This is a genomic window from Irregularibacter muris (assembly GCF_024622505.1).
Lineage (GTDB): Bacteria > Bacillota > Clostridia > Eubacteriales > Garciellaceae > Irregularibacter > Irregularibacter muris.
Genome location: NZ_JANKAS010000002.1, coordinates 64752 through 80886, shown reverse-complemented (window position 1 = coordinate 80886; position 16135 = coordinate 64752). Strand labels below are relative to the sequence as shown.

Here is a 16135-nt window from a genome sequence, read left to right as displayed (position 1 = left end):
TTATGTTCTCTCCTTAGAGTTATCTAAATATAAGGATTTCATTTCTTTTATCATTTTCATGGTGATTTCCAAATTTTCTTTTTGTTTTTCTATCATTTTTTTGGTATAGGGTTCTGGTATATTTTTATAATCCTTTAGCAAAATCTTTAATTGCTCTTGGGGAGTTTTGTCTTTCTTATTTAGCCTTGGTTCTACCTTTATTCTTTCATCAAAGGAAATTGTGTATTTATTACTGCCAAATATAAGCTGTTTGTGTAAGTTTTCAGTATTAAAATATTGATTTTTATCTTTTATTTCTAATTGAGCAGAAAATGCATGAAGAGGTTCCATTGCTGTAAATATCCAATCCTTCAATAGATTAAAATCTGAAAAGTATTCAATGTATTTTTTCTTCCATTGTATAGTTTCCAGCATTTCACTTAAAATTCTATGTTTTCCTGAAGTTTCTTTAAGGGCTATTTCACTAACTCTTCCATATAATTCTTGAATATCCTCTAAATTGATCTCCGGAGCTTTTTCTAAGGGCCGAAATTTTCTATATATATTTTTCAATTCTAAGGCCTCATCCCAAATCAGAACTAGGGAATTTCTAATATCAGCAATTTCAATATATACTTCTCCCTTTAGTTGCTCTAGTTGCTGCTTATGGATACATTGAAATATTCTATATATATATTTTTCTCTTATGTTTTGATCTTTAAAAAGGTTTTTTAGTTCTTGGATTTGATTTTCTTTTCTTTTGAGACGGTCATAAACATCTTTTTCAGAAAAAAGTGGGTATTGAAGATGCCAGCCCCATTTTTCCATATTTTTTACAAATCCTTCTATATCCTCTTGTTTTATTAAAAAATCTCGTCCCACATGAGGATAGATTTTCCAATCTATAGTCTCTAAAATTGCTTGGCCCTCATTTATGTAAATAAAGCATGATTCCTTTAAGGTAGAAAAAGTGAAGGGATCATGATAAACCCTTGGATTATAGCATTCTTCCACATTACGAATATAATAGCCACTACGAAAACCATCAAAAAAGGAACTGGGGGGAGTGATGGGTAATACAATACGATAAACAAATTCCTCCCCCAAAATGCTTGGACTGCATATATAGTGATTTATAGGAATATGTTTAATAAAATCTTCTTGACTTAATGAATCATCCTGATAGAAATATTCATTTTCTACTGTGCATTTATTATGCTGACTATTCAATCTTTGTAAAATACGATAGCCAGAATATCTTTTCGGATATATGGAATGATGTACATTATATAGTGCAAAATAATCCTCTGTCTCTCCTTGCCATGAAATTGGATGATAGCCCTGCCACTTATCAAATAATACATTTACTATATATTGTTTCATATTTTCACATCCTCTTTTTCTCTAGATACAGGATTACTAATACCCATTATATTTTATCATATCCACTTTTTGAATATATTTCCTTTAGATTTTGTAATTCCTTTATAAACTATTTACAAGAATAGCAACAAATTATAAAAAACTCTGCTTTGAAGTATTCATTGCAGAGCTTTTATGCTTATGCCAATAGGTTTTCTCTTGTATTTTTTAATTCACTCCATTTTCCGCAGCGATCTCCCCATCTTCCCCGTATTTCTCCATTATTAAGAAATTGCACTACTTCACATTGGTTAGGGCAATCTTCACATTGGAAACTTTTCACCTCATATTTTACGTTTACTAGATCAAAACCATGAAAATCTGTGGCATTGGATTTTTCCCAATTTTCCTTTGCCAGTATAGCTACGCCTAAGGAACCCATAACATCATAGTGTTCTGGGATAATCACCTCTTCCTTTAATGCCTCCTCAAAAGCTTTTTTAATACCTACATTAGCGGCTACGCCCCCTTGAAACAATATAGGAGGTTTTATTTCCTTTCCCTTACCCACATTACTTAAGTAGTTTCTTACCATAGCTTGACAAAGACCATTGATAATATCTTCACTATTGTGTCCCAATTGTTGTTTATGTATCATATCAGATTCTGCAAAAACTGCACATCTTCCTGCTATTCTCACTGAATTGGTGGATTTTAATGCCATTTGACCAAATTTTTCAATGGGAATATCTAATCTTGCGGCTTGACGATCCAGAAAGGAGCCTGTCCCCGCAGCACAAACGGTATTCATAGCAAAATCATGGATAATCCCATCCCTTAATATGATAATTTTAGAATCTTGCCCTCCTATTTCTAGAATGGTTCGTACATCTTCCCTTTCCTTTAAACCTGCAACACCATGGGCAGTAATCTCATTTTTCACCACATCTGCTCCAACAATCATGCTCGCAAGGTTTCTTCCGCTACCAGTAGTGCCCACACCTAAAATTGTATCCTCTGGGGATAATCTTTTGTGTATTTCCTTAATGCCCTCTTGTAATATTTTTATGGGTTTACCCTGAGTTCTTAAATATAATTTCTCTACTACCTCTTCATTTTCATCTATTAAAAGTATATTTGTACTTACAGATCCTAAATCAATACCCATAAAAAGATTTCTATGCCTCATGTCTTTCCCTTCTTTCTTTTTTCCTTTGAATTAAGTCTACAAAAGCCTCTAGTCTGGTCATATATCCAGCCTCCCCTGTCAACTCATCCAATACCAAAGTCATAATGGGGACCTTATAATCCTTTTGAATGGTAGGAAGTATACTTTCTGCTACAATCTCTGGCATACATCCAAAGGGTAATAGCTGAATAATACCGTCATAACCGCTTTGGCTATAATGGGCAGCATATCCTATGGTCTCCCATGCATGACCCCCAATACAACGATCCAAATAGGGTTGGGCTGCTTTGCGAATTTTTTTGTCTCGGGTTAAACCCATAGGTCTATATACTAGGTGTTCCGTCACCCATTCTCCCACACAAAGAGAACGATCTACTTCTACTCCTAGAGCTGCTAATTTTTCTTCTATATGTAGATTGATGTAGGGCTCAATTAATGTGTATATCTCTCCAATTAATCCAATTTTAAGGGGTTTTTGTTCATTGTCTATAAGTACTTTATCTAGTTTACTGTTTATATCCCTTAATAGCTCTCTCATCCCCTTACTGCCCTTGGCAAGTCTAGCTTGATTTTTGAATTGTTTTCTTATTTTTTTAATTGTTCCTTTATCTTCTTCAACAGCTTCTAGATGTAACATTCTTCTCTCTATTCTATCGGCTTCTTTAATAATGCCCTGGGCAACCCATATACTTTTTGCCATCTTAGCTATGTTTCTTGTATTGGTTGCTTTTTGCATTCTTCTTATTAATTCCCCAATGTCTCCATCAGGGGCCTCAAAAATAATAAAATCTACATCATAGCCCATATCCATCAGTATTTCTTTTTCCATAACTCCATAGTATCCAAAACGACAAGGACCACAGCTTCCTGTAATCAAAACCGTATCTGCCCCTTTTTGGATGCTTTGTACATAGTTTCCTATATTGATTTTTAGTGGAGAACAAATAAATTCTGGAGATTGGGTCGTTCCTATTTCTAAAGCATAATCGGTAGATAGAGGAGGAACAACCACATCTACTCCTAAATCATCCATAAGGGCTTTACCCCCTATATACACATTTCCCATGTGGGGAAAGGTTACGATCATCAAAATCCCTTCTTTCTATCATCTCTATAAAGGCTTCTAATCTGGTATCTATGCCTGCCTCACCAGTATGTTCATCTATGGTGAGTTGCATAAAGGGGATGGAGCTGCGCCTTTTAAATTGTCTCTCAATATAATCTACAAGAATAGAATCCACTCCGCAGGCAAAGGAGGTAAGGTATACTATTCCCTTAATAGGCAATCCTTCTTCTAGGGTATAAAGGGCGGCTCCTATTATCTCTCTGCCAAAGGTCCAAAACATTCTTTTAGGCAAGGTGGCCGCATAGTAGTTTATTCTTTCGCTGCTTAAGGTATCTGCTGTCATAGTGGAGTAGCCCATGGTCTCCATCTTTTTTAGTAAGTTCATATTTGTAAAGGTATCATATAGGTGATAGGGATGGGATAACACCAGAATTCTGCCCTTGTATTTTACTATTGGATCTTTAGGCTCCATTTCTTCTGTAAAGCCCAATGCCTCTTGGGGCAAAAAACCATTGTATAAATTTTTTTTATAAATCTCTATTTGCTCCATACCTCTATGAAAAGCTTTTTGAGCTGCATTAAATTCGATATCTAAGGGCCCAATCATTTCCTCTATGGTTTTGTTAAGATTTACCTTTTTGCCATGAAAGTTAAAATCTGGTTTTAATACTGGTGGCAATTCAGGTATGCTATGGATAATCATCTCAGGGAGTCCACAAAATTTTGGACATATAAATTCCCCATAGCTTACACTCATCAACCGAGGTATGAAAAGGAAATCTACCTTTTCTTTTATATCCTCTACATGACCATGAAATATTTTTACCGGTAGGCAGGCCTCGTCAACACATACTTTTATGCCCATATTTAATATATTTTTATTGGTTTCCCCTGAAAGAACAATTTCATGTCCTAATTCCTCGTAAAAGGTTTTCCATAGGGGAAAATAATAGTAATATAATAAGCCTCTTGGCACTCCTATTTTCATTTTTCTTCCTCCTTTCGTACATTTATCTATTATTAACAATATTTATATTTTTTATAATGGAATCAACATTTCTTCAATTAAAAAAAGCATGCATAATATGCACGCTTGTGAAAAATGGATTTTCCCTAATAGATATCAGGGTCTTGAAATTTATTTTTTTTATTTGCTATCTGTTGAAGACTGATCATCATGCTCTTTTGGTACTGCATAAATAAGTCAACTTGTTTCTTTAAATAAAGAATAAAAAAAGTTAAAGCCATCAAAGCTATAAATATAACTAAGGGCTGCAATGTTGTGGTAAGGCTAGCTAACCCAAGTAAAAATTGATTCATCATAAATTCTCCTTTTGTATTTATTCTTACTTATAATTTTAAGTAGTTACTCTCTTCCTATAATTCGGATTTTATTTACTCCCCTTATGGCATATAAATCCCTTATGATCTCTTCGCCACTCAGGGACATCTCTCTGCTCTCAAAGGATATGGTCACATTTGCAATACCATGGGTGGGGATATTTTGATTTATGGTTAATATATTGCCCCTAGCCTTTGCAATAGCATCTAGTACCTTAGATAGTACTCCTGATTCATGACTTAGCATAAGGGCTATAGTAACTACTTTGGTTTTACTGGCTTCATAAAAGGGGAAAATTGAATCCTTATACTTATAATAGGTACTTCTACTGATATCCACTTTTTTAACGGCCTGTTGAATATTTTTTACTTCCCCAGTTTTAAGTAGCTCTTTCGCTTCTATTACTTTAATAAAAACATCAGGTAATACTTTAGAGTCTACCACAAGAAATTGAGAACTCATAAAAATCTTCCTTCCATACGAACTTTTACATTAAAATTAATTTTGTCCTTAGTGTATCATTTTCAGGATATTCGATGCAATGAAAAAGTATTTAAAATAATTTTCAGGGTAAATTATGTAGTATAATTTTTCAGCAAATTTCCTTACCAAAACCTGCAAACCATTTCACAGACTTATTTACAACTTTCTATTGAATATATATTTTCTATGTTCTATAATGAAAGCATCACATATATAACCCCTTAATCTTATAGAAATTACTCCCCTTTTTTCTATAGGATTTAATAAATTCCCCAAATAAGACTATACTCCGAAGTATAGTCTTATTTTTTTCTTTTCTCCATAATGTATTTAATTATAACTCCAGTGATCACACCTATTAGGCACCCCACTACGATATCTGTTGGATAATGTACATATAAGTACATTCTTGAAAATGCAATAAGGGCTGCCAAAGCATAAGCAGGTACCCTATATCTTCTCCTATTTAAAGCAATGGTTGTTGCTGCTCCAAAAGAAGAAGTGGTATGGCCAGAAGGAAATGAATAGGAAATGGGCTGCTTTATTAAGAGGATAAAGTCTTTTAAATCTGTAAAGGGTCTAGGTCTCGCTACAATTGGCTTAATAATAACATCCACAAGTATAGCTCCTAAAATTAATGTTACTAATACCATCCATCCCACTTTTCTATGCTTTTTAGTCACGATCAAAATAATTGCTATAAGAATCCATACAAGTCCCATATCTCCCAAGCGTGTTATCAAAGGCATTAGAAAATCTAGTATGGGATTTTTTATGACGGTTTGTATGAACTGCAAAATAGCAACATCCATTTTTAGAATGAAAGACATTCAGTCATAAACTCCTCTCCTTTATGTTCATTACAATATCTCTGTAAATGGCAAATATCTCAATATATCATTTTTAAATTTCCCTTAGTATTCTACAGGGGTTACCTAGGGCCACTACATTATTAGGAATATCCTTAGTAACAACACTTCCTGCCCCTATAGTTACATTATTTCCAATGTTTACTCCGGGACATAGAATCGTTCCTCCACCAATCCAGACATTATCTCCTATAGTGATAGGTTTAGAAAATTCCTTACCCGAAAGACGTTCAGTAGGATCAATAGGGTGAGCAGCAGTATAGATTTGAACATTGGGTGCTAAAAGAACATTATCTCCAATCTTCACCTTATTTACATCTAGTATAATACAATTGAAGTTGGCATAAAAATTTTCTCCTACTTCAATATTATATCCGTAGTCGCAATAAAAGGGAGCTTCAATATGGAAAGAACCTTTTGTTCTAATAAGTCTTTGAAGGATTTCCTTTCTTTTTTCTTTTTCACTGGGCTTGGTATGGTTAAATTCAAAAAACAGATTTCTTGCATATTCTCTTTCTTTTACTAATTCTTCATCACCAGCATCATAAAAAACGCCCTCTAGCATTTTGTCTTTTTCACTTATTGTCATTTTCTTCTCCTTTTTTCTTATGTATTAACTATTTTCTAATTGACTGATTGCTAAACAAATGAGTCCAATGGATAATAAGCTTATGGCCGTTTTCACCTCTAACTGATCCATAATATTTAAAACAAGCGTTGCAATACCCATGGCCAATGCAATTGCTTTGAAAATAGTTTGTTTTAAATCCTTCTTCATCAAACCACTCCCCCTAATTATAATTCAATTGTCTTTTTAGAAAAATACACCTAAAAAGCTAAATTTTATTCGTATTTGGAAAAATAGATAGTATTTTTCGAAGTCCCCTTAGGAATAATCCTTTGATTAATGTTATTTAATTTTATAGCGGAAGATAATGTGTATTCCTCAAACTCTAATGTAAAATTTAGAACTCCCGGAGAATCATCCCCCATGAAAGATATTTTTTTATATTCTTCTCCAAAGGAGGTCTTTTTTACAGCAATCCCCTCTTGAATGGTTTCTAATACTACATGATATAAAGCATTATCACTATTCTTTTCCAATTTGATTGTATAATATTTTGATTCACTTGTAATGGGCTCTATACTTACTTCTTTAGCATTTCTCAATTGTTTTGTGATCAATTGTGCCGCTATCCGAGCACCCTTTTGCATATAGCCTTGTTCTGTACCCCCATAAAAAGCTTTATTGCTTATGGAAAAAATAGTAAAGATCAGTCCTAATACCATAGATATTAAGGCCAATACGATTAGCAATTCAACTAAAGTAACACCCTTTTGCTGAGAAAATTTTTTAAACATTTTTCCTCCTAATTTTTTCTCTTAGTTTGTAATAAAGGTAGATAGAATAACTTTTGCCTCCTTTACATCTTTAATTTCAATCAACACTCCCTCGATATAACTCCCCTCCACATTCATGGTTGTGGGCTTGCGTATAATAGAAAGTCTATCATCTTGAACTTCATAAGTAGGGTTCTCCATGGCATTGTCCAATTCCTTTTGGGCTGCATATAAGAGGTTTGTATTTTCCCCTTGGGTTTTTATCATGCCAAGGCTGTTCACCATAAAGGTACTGAGTAAAAGCAATAGCATTCCTATAAGAGCGATGGAAACAATCACCTCTACTAGGGTAAAACCCTTCTCATTTTTTTTTAACTTCATTGCTACTCCACCAGCCTTTTCCTCTAGTACAAATAAAGTATACTCTTATTTCCATATGCCTCTTTCAAATTGGATGTCCCCAGAGCCCTCTGTTTCTATGGGAATGAAATCAGATGCATTTGATGGATAGTGTAATTGGGCATTACCCGTGGCTCTTAATGCTTTACTGATTATGGCTCCTGTGAATTTATTCGCGCTTATATGAATATATGCATTGGGTGCATATACTACAATTGCCTCAACTATTGCTCCTCCACTTATGTCAATATTGCTTGCCGCCGATATAATATTTCCTTTGAGGCCACCACCTCCTGTAATACTTAAATTAGCGTTACCAGAATAAAAGTTTGCTGCCATTTTTGTTTCATTGGAAATAGTGACTTTATTATCCCCATTATAATAAATAGTCACCTGTTCTGAATTCCCCTTTTGGTTGATAAAGCCCTTTACATAAAAATATTCGTCAACATAAATTTTTAGCTTACCCGTTCCTTTTATGTCAATATATCCCTGTTCAATATTCAATCTTTTGACCCTAATGATGCGTTCTTCTGATCCCACATCAATCGTTAACCTTGTATTGCTCATAATTTTAATCTCATTAAAATATCCATCTTCTGATATTGTGTAAGAGTCATTTCCCCCTAATGTTATATTTCCATAGGAAAATAAGTTTTCAGGAAAGTCCGGCATAGTAGGGGAAGAATATACCCTCTGGGAAGGTAGGTTATGAATTTTCTTTACATCAAAATCCATCCAATCTGGTTTCTTAAGGAATTTTTCTTTATCACCGCCTGGGCCTATATAGATATCCCCGTTAATCCCTGTCCCACCACCTGCTAGATCAATACTGCCAGGCTTGGTCGCATTCATTACAATATCTCCATGTATTTTTGCCGATCCATCTAGGATAATGTTTTCTTGGGCAAAAACGGCCATATCTAATTCTATTTCTGTAGATGAATTGATATCCCCCTTTAAAATATGGGTAACGGTCTCCTCCCTGGCATTTACTTTTCCGGTTGACTCAATCTTTATCTCTTCAAGACTTCCTGTTAGTTCAACCAAGTATTCATGGGCACCTATATTGCCTGTAAATGAAGTAGGAAATCTAATATTTTTCTTTTCAACATTTGTCATATTCATTAACTTTTGTACTGTAGCTTCAACACCCGATCTTGCTACATAATAAGCTTGGGTTTTATCTCGAGAAGCTGCAGTATCCTTTATTTCTGAGAGACTCAAGGTAGCAAGAGCAGTTGAAAGTATAATTAAAATCAGACCTATCATTAGTACCGTAACTAATAGGGAACCTCTTTCATCCTCTATAATTTTTCTCATATTATTCTCCTGAAATCTTTACTTTTGCACAAATACATATTTATTTTCATAAGATAGTCCCGATATAAATTCATACCCATTCCAATTAAAATTCTTTAATTGGGATAGACACTCCAACCTATTTTTAACAATATATCTTATCATTTGTCCTCTGGCCATTTTTGCAGAGGTTGCTATGGTTCTTAATTTTTCTTTTCTATAAACCTTGAATTCAATAGTTATAAATTGGTCATGGGGCTTTAGATAACGTTCAATGGCTTTTGAATATTCTTTAGAAGCTAAATTGATGACGGGTAAGTTGTGTTTAAATAAATCTCTATATAATCTATCTCCCCAGAATCCATATAAATTTTCTCCCTGGATCATCAGCTTTGTCTGCATTTCTAGTCGATAAGGGAGTATCCCATGAGTAGGCTTTATTTTTCCATAAAGACCGCTTAGTATCCTTATATGCTCATCCGCAAAGCGAAAATCTTCTATGGTAAAATCCTCTGGATTTATGTTTTTATATTGAAGTCCATGGTATGCTAGTAAGGCTGCTACTCCTTTCTTATCTGCATCCCATTGCTGGAAATTTTCAAAAGCCTCTAGGGCAAGGTCAGGGTTTATTTTTAGCAAACTTTCTAATTCCCAAGGATTATATTTCTTTAGGATTTCTACCAATTGTTTAGTATTTTCTATGTAGTCTGGAGTGGAAGTTTTTAATCCTTGTAAAGAAGCTTGTCTCATATTTTTTGCTGGTGATATAATGGCGATCATCGTTACCTCCTGATTGTATTCTTCTGAAAAGAATACTGGTTTTTTGATAATATTACAGTTCCTTATTTTTTTATACTGGATTGTTAATAAGATTTCTAATAAAAATGATTCTTACACTTATTGGGATTTTGCTGTTTTCATTCTCTTGCTTCATCCTTTAAACGCAAATTTATTATTGATCTTAATGATTTATTAGCTACATTATACCATAGAAAACAGCAAGACTTAGATAATAGAATTGTAGAAATTGGATATAAAAAAACACCTGTTTAAAACACAGATGTTTATAAAGGATATGCGACTAAGTCTATAAGCCGAGTTCTGTTGTTAAATGATCATCTATCTAGACCTATCGTTACCAATAGGTTCATGCGACCTACCACGGGACAGCGACGAGCAGCCGCTTATTTAATGTCCCTACTTGGTCTTGCTCCAGATGGGGTTTACATAGCCAATTAGTCACCTAATTGCTGGTGAGCTCTTACCTCACCTTTCCACCCTTTCCAGATAGCTCAAAAGCTATTTTCACCACATGTACCAGTATTTCTACCGGACAAGGGGTCTGGTGGTATATCTCTGTTGCACTGTCCTTGGAGTCACCTCCACTGGGTATTACCCAGCACCTTGCCCTATGGAGCTCGGACTTTCCTCATACACAACCTTGCGGTTTTGTGCACGCGATCATTCGACTTACTCGCAAAATTATTTTATTCAACCGGAATATTATTTTATCATGAATGATGATAGGTGTCAAAGGGAATTCCTTCCTTATTATGAGATATCTTCAACATATAATATTCGTCCACAATTTTCACAGGTATAGATGGTTTCATTTTGCTGGATATTCTTCAGTCTAATGATGGATATTCCCATATTGCAACCCGTACATGTTTCCCGATCTACTTTAACTAATATAGGCTTTATATCTTTTTTAAGATTTTTATAAATATCTAAAAAAGGTTTTTCTATTTTTTCTTGCAACTTTTCAATGTTCCCTTGCAATTCTTTTTGTTGATTTTCTATGTTTTTTATTTCTTCGTCATAAATTTCTTTTGATTCTTTGTATATTTTTTCTACACTTTTTAGGACTTTTTTGTTTTTTAGAATTTCCTTTTGTATTTCTTCTTTCCTAATCATCTTTTCCAGACTTTGATCTTCCACACTTTGAATTGTTTCTTTTAATAGGTTGATTTCCTTTTCTCTTTTTTGATAAATCTTTAAGTCATTAACGCTACCGTCGTATATTTCCTTCTCTATTTCTTTTAATTGGAAATAGAGATTTTTGCATTGGTGATTGTTTTTCATGAGAATGTTTTCTATGTCTTTATATTCTCGGATTAGCTTCTTCAGATTATTTCTGAGATTACAATGATCAATTTTCATTTTTTTTATTTTTCTTTCCATGGTAGCTAGATTCTTTTTTTCATTTACTTCCTCTAGGCTTGTTTCACAACTTTGCAATTTCCATAGCAATAGCATTTGATCCATTATCATCACTCCCCTAATAAGTTTTATTTTTACAATCTAATCGTAAGCAAAATCTCTTTTACTATTTCACAAGAAAACAGCTATCGTCTATCCAGTGATATAGAAAAGTTTTGTCTCTTGCTAGCAAGATGAAATTTCCTATATCAAAACAAAAATGAGAATAGGCAAAAAATAACCTACTCTCATTTCCATTCAAAAAAATCTTTATTTACTTTTGAACTTATCACTTGTACATCCCTTTTATCTCTAATAAAAGCTGCATCTAAATAGTTTTTCAATCCCTCGATGACAATAACTTCAGTGGCAAAATGCCCTGCGTCAATAAGGCAGATCCCTAGGTCCTTTGCCTGTTGTGCTTCGTGATATTTCACATCTCCTGTAATATATACATCTCCCCCTTGTCTAGCAGCTTGATGCATAAATTGGGCTCCGCTTCCCGTACATAAAGCTACTCTTTTAATAGATGAGGGGATAGGCCCTGATAATCTTAGCCTGTTTATATTTAATATGTTTTTTATACTCTGCAAAAAATCCTCATAGGAAATAGGCTGTTGTAAATTTCCTATTCTTCCAATACCAAAGACTTTTCCCTGGTTTTCCAAAGGATAAATGTCATAGGCAACTTCTTCATAGGGATGAGCCTTTATCATGGCTTTGATGACCTTAGACAGATCTGATTGAGGAACTATGGTTTCCAATCTATATTCTTGTGTATACTCTATCTTTCCTATATTGCCTATAAAAGGATTGGTTCCTTCTAGGGGCTTAAATGTCCCGGTACCTGGTGTTTGAAAAGTACAATGACTATAATTGCCAATCCATCCAGCCCCTTTGTTACTTAAAACATCTCTTATTTGTTCTTCATGGCCCTTGGGTACAAAAACAACGATTTTATATAATTTTTCTTGCCCTGTTTGAGAAAGAATTTCTATATTTTGTAGAGATAGTTTTTGAGCTAACATATCATTTAACCCTTGCTGGGCGATATCTAGATTGGTATGGGCTGCATATAGTACAATTTCATGCTGAATAAGCTCCTTTATCAGCCTTCCTGTGGGTAAATCCCATCGAATATGTTTTAGAGGTTGAAAAATGAAGGGGTGATGGGTAATAATCATGTTGGCTCCATGGGCAATGGCCTCTTGTATTACTTCTTCTGTCAAATCCAGAGATACCAAAACTTTTTGGATATCTGCTCGAGGATGACCTATTTGCAATCCCACATTGTCCCACTGTTCTGCTAGACTTTTCGGTGCCAATTGTTCCATTACTTCTATAATGGTCTGACATTTTACAGCCATTTTCCCACCTCCTCTAAGCTTTGGATTTTATCTAAACATTCCTTTATTCTTTCTTCGGCATTTATCGTCCTTTTTCCTTCACATTGATGAACAATTTTTTGTAATTTTGCTTTTTTCCGATGAATTAGGGGTTTTAATAAGGGATGTTTCTTATCTATCAAAGATTTCCCTACATCTAAAAATATTGGATGTTCTAAATCTTGTTTGCCATGGGTAGCAATAATGATTTCATAAATTCGCCTATCTTCCTGAGCTAAATCTTCTTCTATAATGGTGTAATTGTTTTTTAATAAGTATTCCTTTAGTTCTCTTTGTGCTACCATGGGTTGTAATATGAAGGTTTTAATGCCTCTAGTTACCTCCGGCGAAGCCTCCAATATGTTTCTAATGAGTAGACCACCCATACCTGCTATGACAACACTATTGATTTCCCTGGGCTTTATAGGCTGTAGTCCGTCTCCTAATCTGGTTTCTATGTATTTACTATAGCCAGCGCTATTTATTTGCTCCTGGGCTATGTTTATGGGTCCTTTATTTACATCAGTGGCAATAACCTTAGGACAGATTCCATTTTTTATTAGATATAAAGGAATATAAGCATGGTCTGTTCCTATATCTCCACAGATGGTATTTTTAGGTACGTGTTTTGCAACAACTTGTAATCTAGGTGTAAGATTCATTTTGTCTCCTTTATTAAAATTCTTTTTCAATTAAATCTTTTAAATCCCCATAAGAACCTTTGTAGTCAAAAACCGGTTCTTTAGGTCCCCGATGAATCAATTGATCTTCTAATAGAAAGGTGGTTATGCCTAATTTTTCAGCCACTAAGTCCTCTTCTACATCATTACCAATCATCATACACTCTTGGGAAGTTTTATGTGTTTTTTCTAATATTTCTTGATAATATTCTATATTTGGTTTGCAAGCATGCATTGTTTCATAGCTCGTAATTAGGGTGAAATCTTCTTCCTTTAATCCCGCCCATTCTAGACGATGAAGTACAGCTCTTTTAGGAAATAGTGGATTTGTAGCTAACACCAAGGTATAGCCTTTTTCTTTTAGCAATTCTATAATTTCTTTCACTAAGGGATGGGATGTGCAGGCTATTTTGGTTTTCATAAATTCATTGAGGTAAAATTCTTCAAATATGGGACTTAATTCTTCAAAATTTTTCCCTGTAGATTGAGTAAAATGATGGGCAAAAACCTCCATGTTGGTCATCTTAGGATCAGTATTTTTTACCATATGATTAGTGGCTTGCCATATATAATTGGCTATTTTATCAGAAGGAATATGTTGAGATAATTTTTTTGCCATTTCTCCAAAATAAATTTTGATAAAGTGATCCATATCTAGTGGTAATAGTGTCCCATCTAAGTCAAATAAAAATGTATTAATCATATTTACACTCCTTGGTATTTTATTCATAACCTCTTTTATGGTAATTATACCATAGTTGGAAAAAGTTTATGAAATATATATGTTTTCAATGGGAAAAATACTGATAAAGGAGGATGGCTTATGAAAAAGAAGAAAAACAGTAAAGATGGAAAAAAGGTTTTGCATACCACAAATATTGCTCCTATAAAAAATGAATTTTCCTGGGGTGGTACTACTCCCCAATGGCAAGAGGAAGCGGAAGAGCTAGTGGATAGTATCAATAAGGATGAGATAAAAGAAGAATAAAAAAAATAGTGGAATCACTATCTTTTGTATTGGTTTATTCTATTGATTTACTTTTTTGGGAATGGTGGGCCTTCAGGGACTCGAACCCCGGACCGACCGGTTATGAGCCGGTTGCTCTAACCAACTGAGCTAAAGGCCCAAAAAAGAAAATGGCTCCCCAGGCTGGATTCGAACCAGCAACCTATCGGTTAACAGCCGAGTGCTCCACCGTTGAGCTACTGAGGAACAATAATCACAATGATTATTATACTACTTTTTAGAAATATGTCAATATATATTTCTATTTTTTTCTATTAACTTATATATTTCTCAACAAGTTATAGGGTTCTTTTCTATTATGTGTATTTCTATCAAAATTTATACCAAGGAAACATAATATATGACGGGCTTTTCTATATCAAAATAAAAATGCGTGCCCTTGGACACGCATTGGTAAAGCAGCCCTGGGCTGCCTTATTAATCTAAATAATCTTTTAATTTTTTACTTCTGCTAGGGTGTCTTAGCTTTCTTAGGGCTTTGGCTTCAATTTGTCGAATTCTTTCTCTAGTAACATTAAATTCCTTTCCTACTTCTTCAAGGGTTCTAGCCTTCCCATCATCTAGCCCAAATCTTAGTCTTAAGACTTTTTCTTCTCTAGGTGTCAAAGTGTCTAGTACCTCTAATAATTGTTCCTTTAGAAGGGTAAAGGCAGCTGCCTCAGCTGGCGCTGGAGCGTCCTCATCAGGGATAAAATCCCCCAGATGACTATCCTCTTCTTCTCCTATGGGTGTTTCTAAGGATACTGGTTCTTGAGCAATCTTTAGTATCTCTCTTACTTTTTCTTCAGTAAGTCCCATTTCCTCTGCAATTTCTTCAGGGGTAGGCTCTCTACCTAATTCCTGTAATAATTGTCGTGATACACGGATTAATTTGTTGATGGTTTCTACCATGTGAACCGGGATTCTAATGGTTCTCGCTTGGTCTGCAATAGCCCTAGTGATGGCTTGCCTTATCCACCAAGTTGCATAGGTGCTGAATTTAAACCCTTTTCTATAATCAAACTTCTCTACTGCTTTAATTAAGCCTAGATTTCCTTCTTGGATAAGATCTAAGAATAGCATACCTCTGCCCACATATCGTTTGGCTATACTTACCACCAATCTAAGATTGGCTTCTGCTAATTTCCTTTTTGCCATCTCATCGCCATTTTCCATTTTTAGGGCTAACTCAATTTCTTCTTCCGCTGACAACAGGGGCACCTTACCTATCTCCTTCAAGTACATACGTACAGGGTCATCGATATTAATTCCTTCCGGTACACTAATGTCCAATGCTTCTTTTTCTGTCTCATTACTGCCTTCAGCTGTTGTATCTTCCAATACATCTATTCCTATCTCTTCTAATGATTCATATACTTTTTCGATTTGTTCAGGACTCATATCTACTTCTTCTAAAGAATCCATAACTTCTTTATATGTCAAGGAACCATCCTTCTTACCCTTTTCCATCAATTCTTTAACTTTTTTCTTTTTCAGTTCCAAATTTTCTTTACCCAAATGTACTCCCTC

General features: G+C 34.5%; 19 protein-coding genes, 2 tRNA genes and 1 other RNA gene. 1 reads left to right on the top strand and 21 read right to left on the bottom strand.

The genetic code is table 11. The features are described 5' to 3' along the window. From NSA47_RS02685 to NSA47_RS02600, 18 genes are all read right to left on the bottom strand, one after another. Positions 1 to 1362 carry a hypothetical protein gene (locus NSA47_RS02685; RefSeq protein WP_257529359.1) on the bottom strand — a complete coding sequence of 454 codons (1362 nt, stop codon included), beginning with the start codon at positions 1360 to 1362 and terminating at the stop codon, positions 1 to 3. A gap of 178 nt (positions 1363 to 1540) precedes the next feature. Then, complete coding sequence (locus NSA47_RS02680) at positions 1541 to 2530, bottom strand: acyl-CoA dehydratase activase (RefSeq protein WP_257529358.1); 990 nt, start codon at positions 2528 to 2530, stop codon at positions 1541 to 1543. Continuing rightward, a complete protein-coding gene (locus tag NSA47_RS02675) occupies positions 2520 to 3617 on the bottom strand; it encodes a CoA protein activase (protein WP_257529357.1) in 1098 nt (365 codons plus the stop codon). The genes NSA47_RS02680 and NSA47_RS02675 overlap by 11 nt, the downstream gene beginning before the upstream one ends. Then, complete coding sequence (locus tag NSA47_RS02670) at positions 3571 to 4584, bottom strand: acyl-CoA dehydratase activase-related protein (RefSeq protein WP_257529356.1); 1014 nt, start codon at positions 4582 to 4584, stop codon at positions 3571 to 3573. The genes NSA47_RS02675 and NSA47_RS02670 overlap by 47 nt, the downstream gene beginning before the upstream one ends. A gap of 125 nt (positions 4585 to 4709) precedes the next feature. Beyond that, positions 4710 to 4916 carry a hypothetical protein gene (locus tag NSA47_RS02665; protein WP_257529355.1) on the bottom strand — a complete coding sequence of 69 codons (207 nt, stop codon included), beginning with the start codon at positions 4914 to 4916 and terminating at the stop codon, positions 4710 to 4712. A 46-nt stretch (positions 4917 to 4962) separates the two neighbouring features. Continuing rightward, on the bottom strand, positions 4963 to 5400 hold the full coding sequence (locus NSA47_RS02660; protein ID WP_257529354.1) for an ACT domain-containing protein: 438 nt from the start codon (positions 5398 to 5400) through the stop codon (positions 4963 to 4965). A gap of 323 nt (positions 5401 to 5723) precedes the next feature. Continuing rightward, the gene (locus NSA47_RS02655) at positions 5724 to 6251 is read right to left on the bottom strand and encodes a phosphatase PAP2 family protein (RefSeq protein WP_257529353.1); all 528 of its coding nucleotides are present in this window, start codon (positions 6249 to 6251) and stop codon (positions 5724 to 5726) included. A gap of 73 nt (positions 6252 to 6324) precedes the next feature. Continuing rightward, entirely contained in the window at positions 6325 to 6879 is a 555-nt protein-coding gene (locus tag NSA47_RS02650; protein WP_257529350.1) for a sugar O-acetyltransferase, read from the bottom strand. 24 nt (positions 6880 to 6903) lie between these two features. After that, positions 6904 to 7068, bottom strand: a complete 165-nt coding sequence (locus tag NSA47_RS02645; protein WP_257529349.1) for a hypothetical protein — start codon at positions 7066 to 7068, stop codon at positions 6904 to 6906. Between the two features lie 65 nt (positions 7069 to 7133). Next, the gene (locus NSA47_RS02640) at positions 7134 to 7652 is read right to left on the bottom strand and encodes a PilW family protein (protein WP_257529347.1); all 519 of its coding nucleotides are present in this window, start codon (positions 7650 to 7652) and stop codon (positions 7134 to 7136) included. A 21-nt stretch (positions 7653 to 7673) separates the two neighbouring features. Next, complete coding sequence (locus tag NSA47_RS02635) at positions 7674 to 8012, bottom strand: type II secretion system protein (RefSeq protein WP_257529341.1); 339 nt, start codon at positions 8010 to 8012, stop codon at positions 7674 to 7676. A 45-nt stretch (positions 8013 to 8057) separates the two neighbouring features. Continuing rightward, a complete protein-coding gene (locus NSA47_RS02630) occupies positions 8058 to 9353 on the bottom strand; it encodes a DUF7305 domain-containing protein (RefSeq protein ID WP_257529339.1) in 1296 nt (431 codons plus the stop codon). A gap of 18 nt (positions 9354 to 9371) precedes the next feature. After that, entirely contained in the window at positions 9372 to 10112 is a 741-nt protein-coding gene (gene yaaA / locus NSA47_RS02625; protein WP_257529338.1) for a peroxide stress protein YaaA, read from the bottom strand. A 294-nt stretch (positions 10113 to 10406) separates the two neighbouring features. After that, an RNA gene (gene rnpB / locus NSA47_RS02620) (RNase P RNA component class A) lies at positions 10407 to 10809 on the bottom strand. A gap of 74 nt (positions 10810 to 10883) precedes the next feature. Next, a complete protein-coding gene (locus NSA47_RS02615) occupies positions 10884 to 11600 on the bottom strand; it encodes a zinc ribbon domain-containing protein (RefSeq protein WP_257529337.1) in 717 nt (238 codons plus the stop codon). Positions 11601 to 11782: 182 nt separating this feature from the next. Next, positions 11783 to 12901 carry a Nif3-like dinuclear metal center hexameric protein gene (locus NSA47_RS02610; protein WP_257529336.1) on the bottom strand — a complete coding sequence of 373 codons (1119 nt, stop codon included), beginning with the start codon at positions 12899 to 12901 and terminating at the stop codon, positions 11783 to 11785. Then, the gene (locus tag NSA47_RS02605; RefSeq protein WP_257529335.1) at positions 12892 to 13581 is read right to left on the bottom strand and encodes a tRNA (adenine(22)-N(1))-methyltransferase; all 690 of its coding nucleotides are present in this window, start codon (positions 13579 to 13581) and stop codon (positions 12892 to 12894) included. Before NSA47_RS02605 ends, NSA47_RS02610 begins: the two co-directional genes overlap by 10 nt. A gap of 13 nt (positions 13582 to 13594) precedes the next feature. After that, the gene (locus NSA47_RS02600) at positions 13595 to 14302 is read right to left on the bottom strand and encodes an HAD family hydrolase (protein WP_257529334.1); all 708 of its coding nucleotides are present in this window, start codon (positions 14300 to 14302) and stop codon (positions 13595 to 13597) included. Between the two features lie 120 nt (positions 14303 to 14422). On the opposite strand from NSA47_RS02600, the gene NSA47_RS02595 reads away from it, so the two are divergent. After that, on the top strand, positions 14423 to 14587 hold the full coding sequence (locus NSA47_RS02595; protein WP_257529333.1) for a hypothetical protein: 165 nt from the start codon (positions 14423 to 14425) through the stop codon (positions 14585 to 14587). A 62-nt stretch (positions 14588 to 14649) separates the two neighbouring features. On the opposite strand, the gene NSA47_RS02590 is transcribed toward NSA47_RS02595, so the two are convergent. From NSA47_RS02590 to rpoD, 3 genes are all read right to left on the bottom strand, one after another. Further along, positions 14650 to 14726, bottom strand: a tRNA-Ile gene (locus NSA47_RS02590). 11 nt (positions 14727 to 14737) lie between these two features. Next, a tRNA-Asn gene (locus NSA47_RS02585) sits at positions 14738 to 14812 on the bottom strand. A 231-nt stretch (positions 14813 to 15043) separates the two neighbouring features. After that, positions 15044 to 16123, bottom strand: a complete 1080-nt coding sequence (gene rpoD, locus NSA47_RS02580) for an RNA polymerase sigma factor RpoD (protein WP_257529332.1) — start codon at positions 16121 to 16123, stop codon at positions 15044 to 15046. Positions 16124 to 16135: the final 12 nt, after the last annotated feature.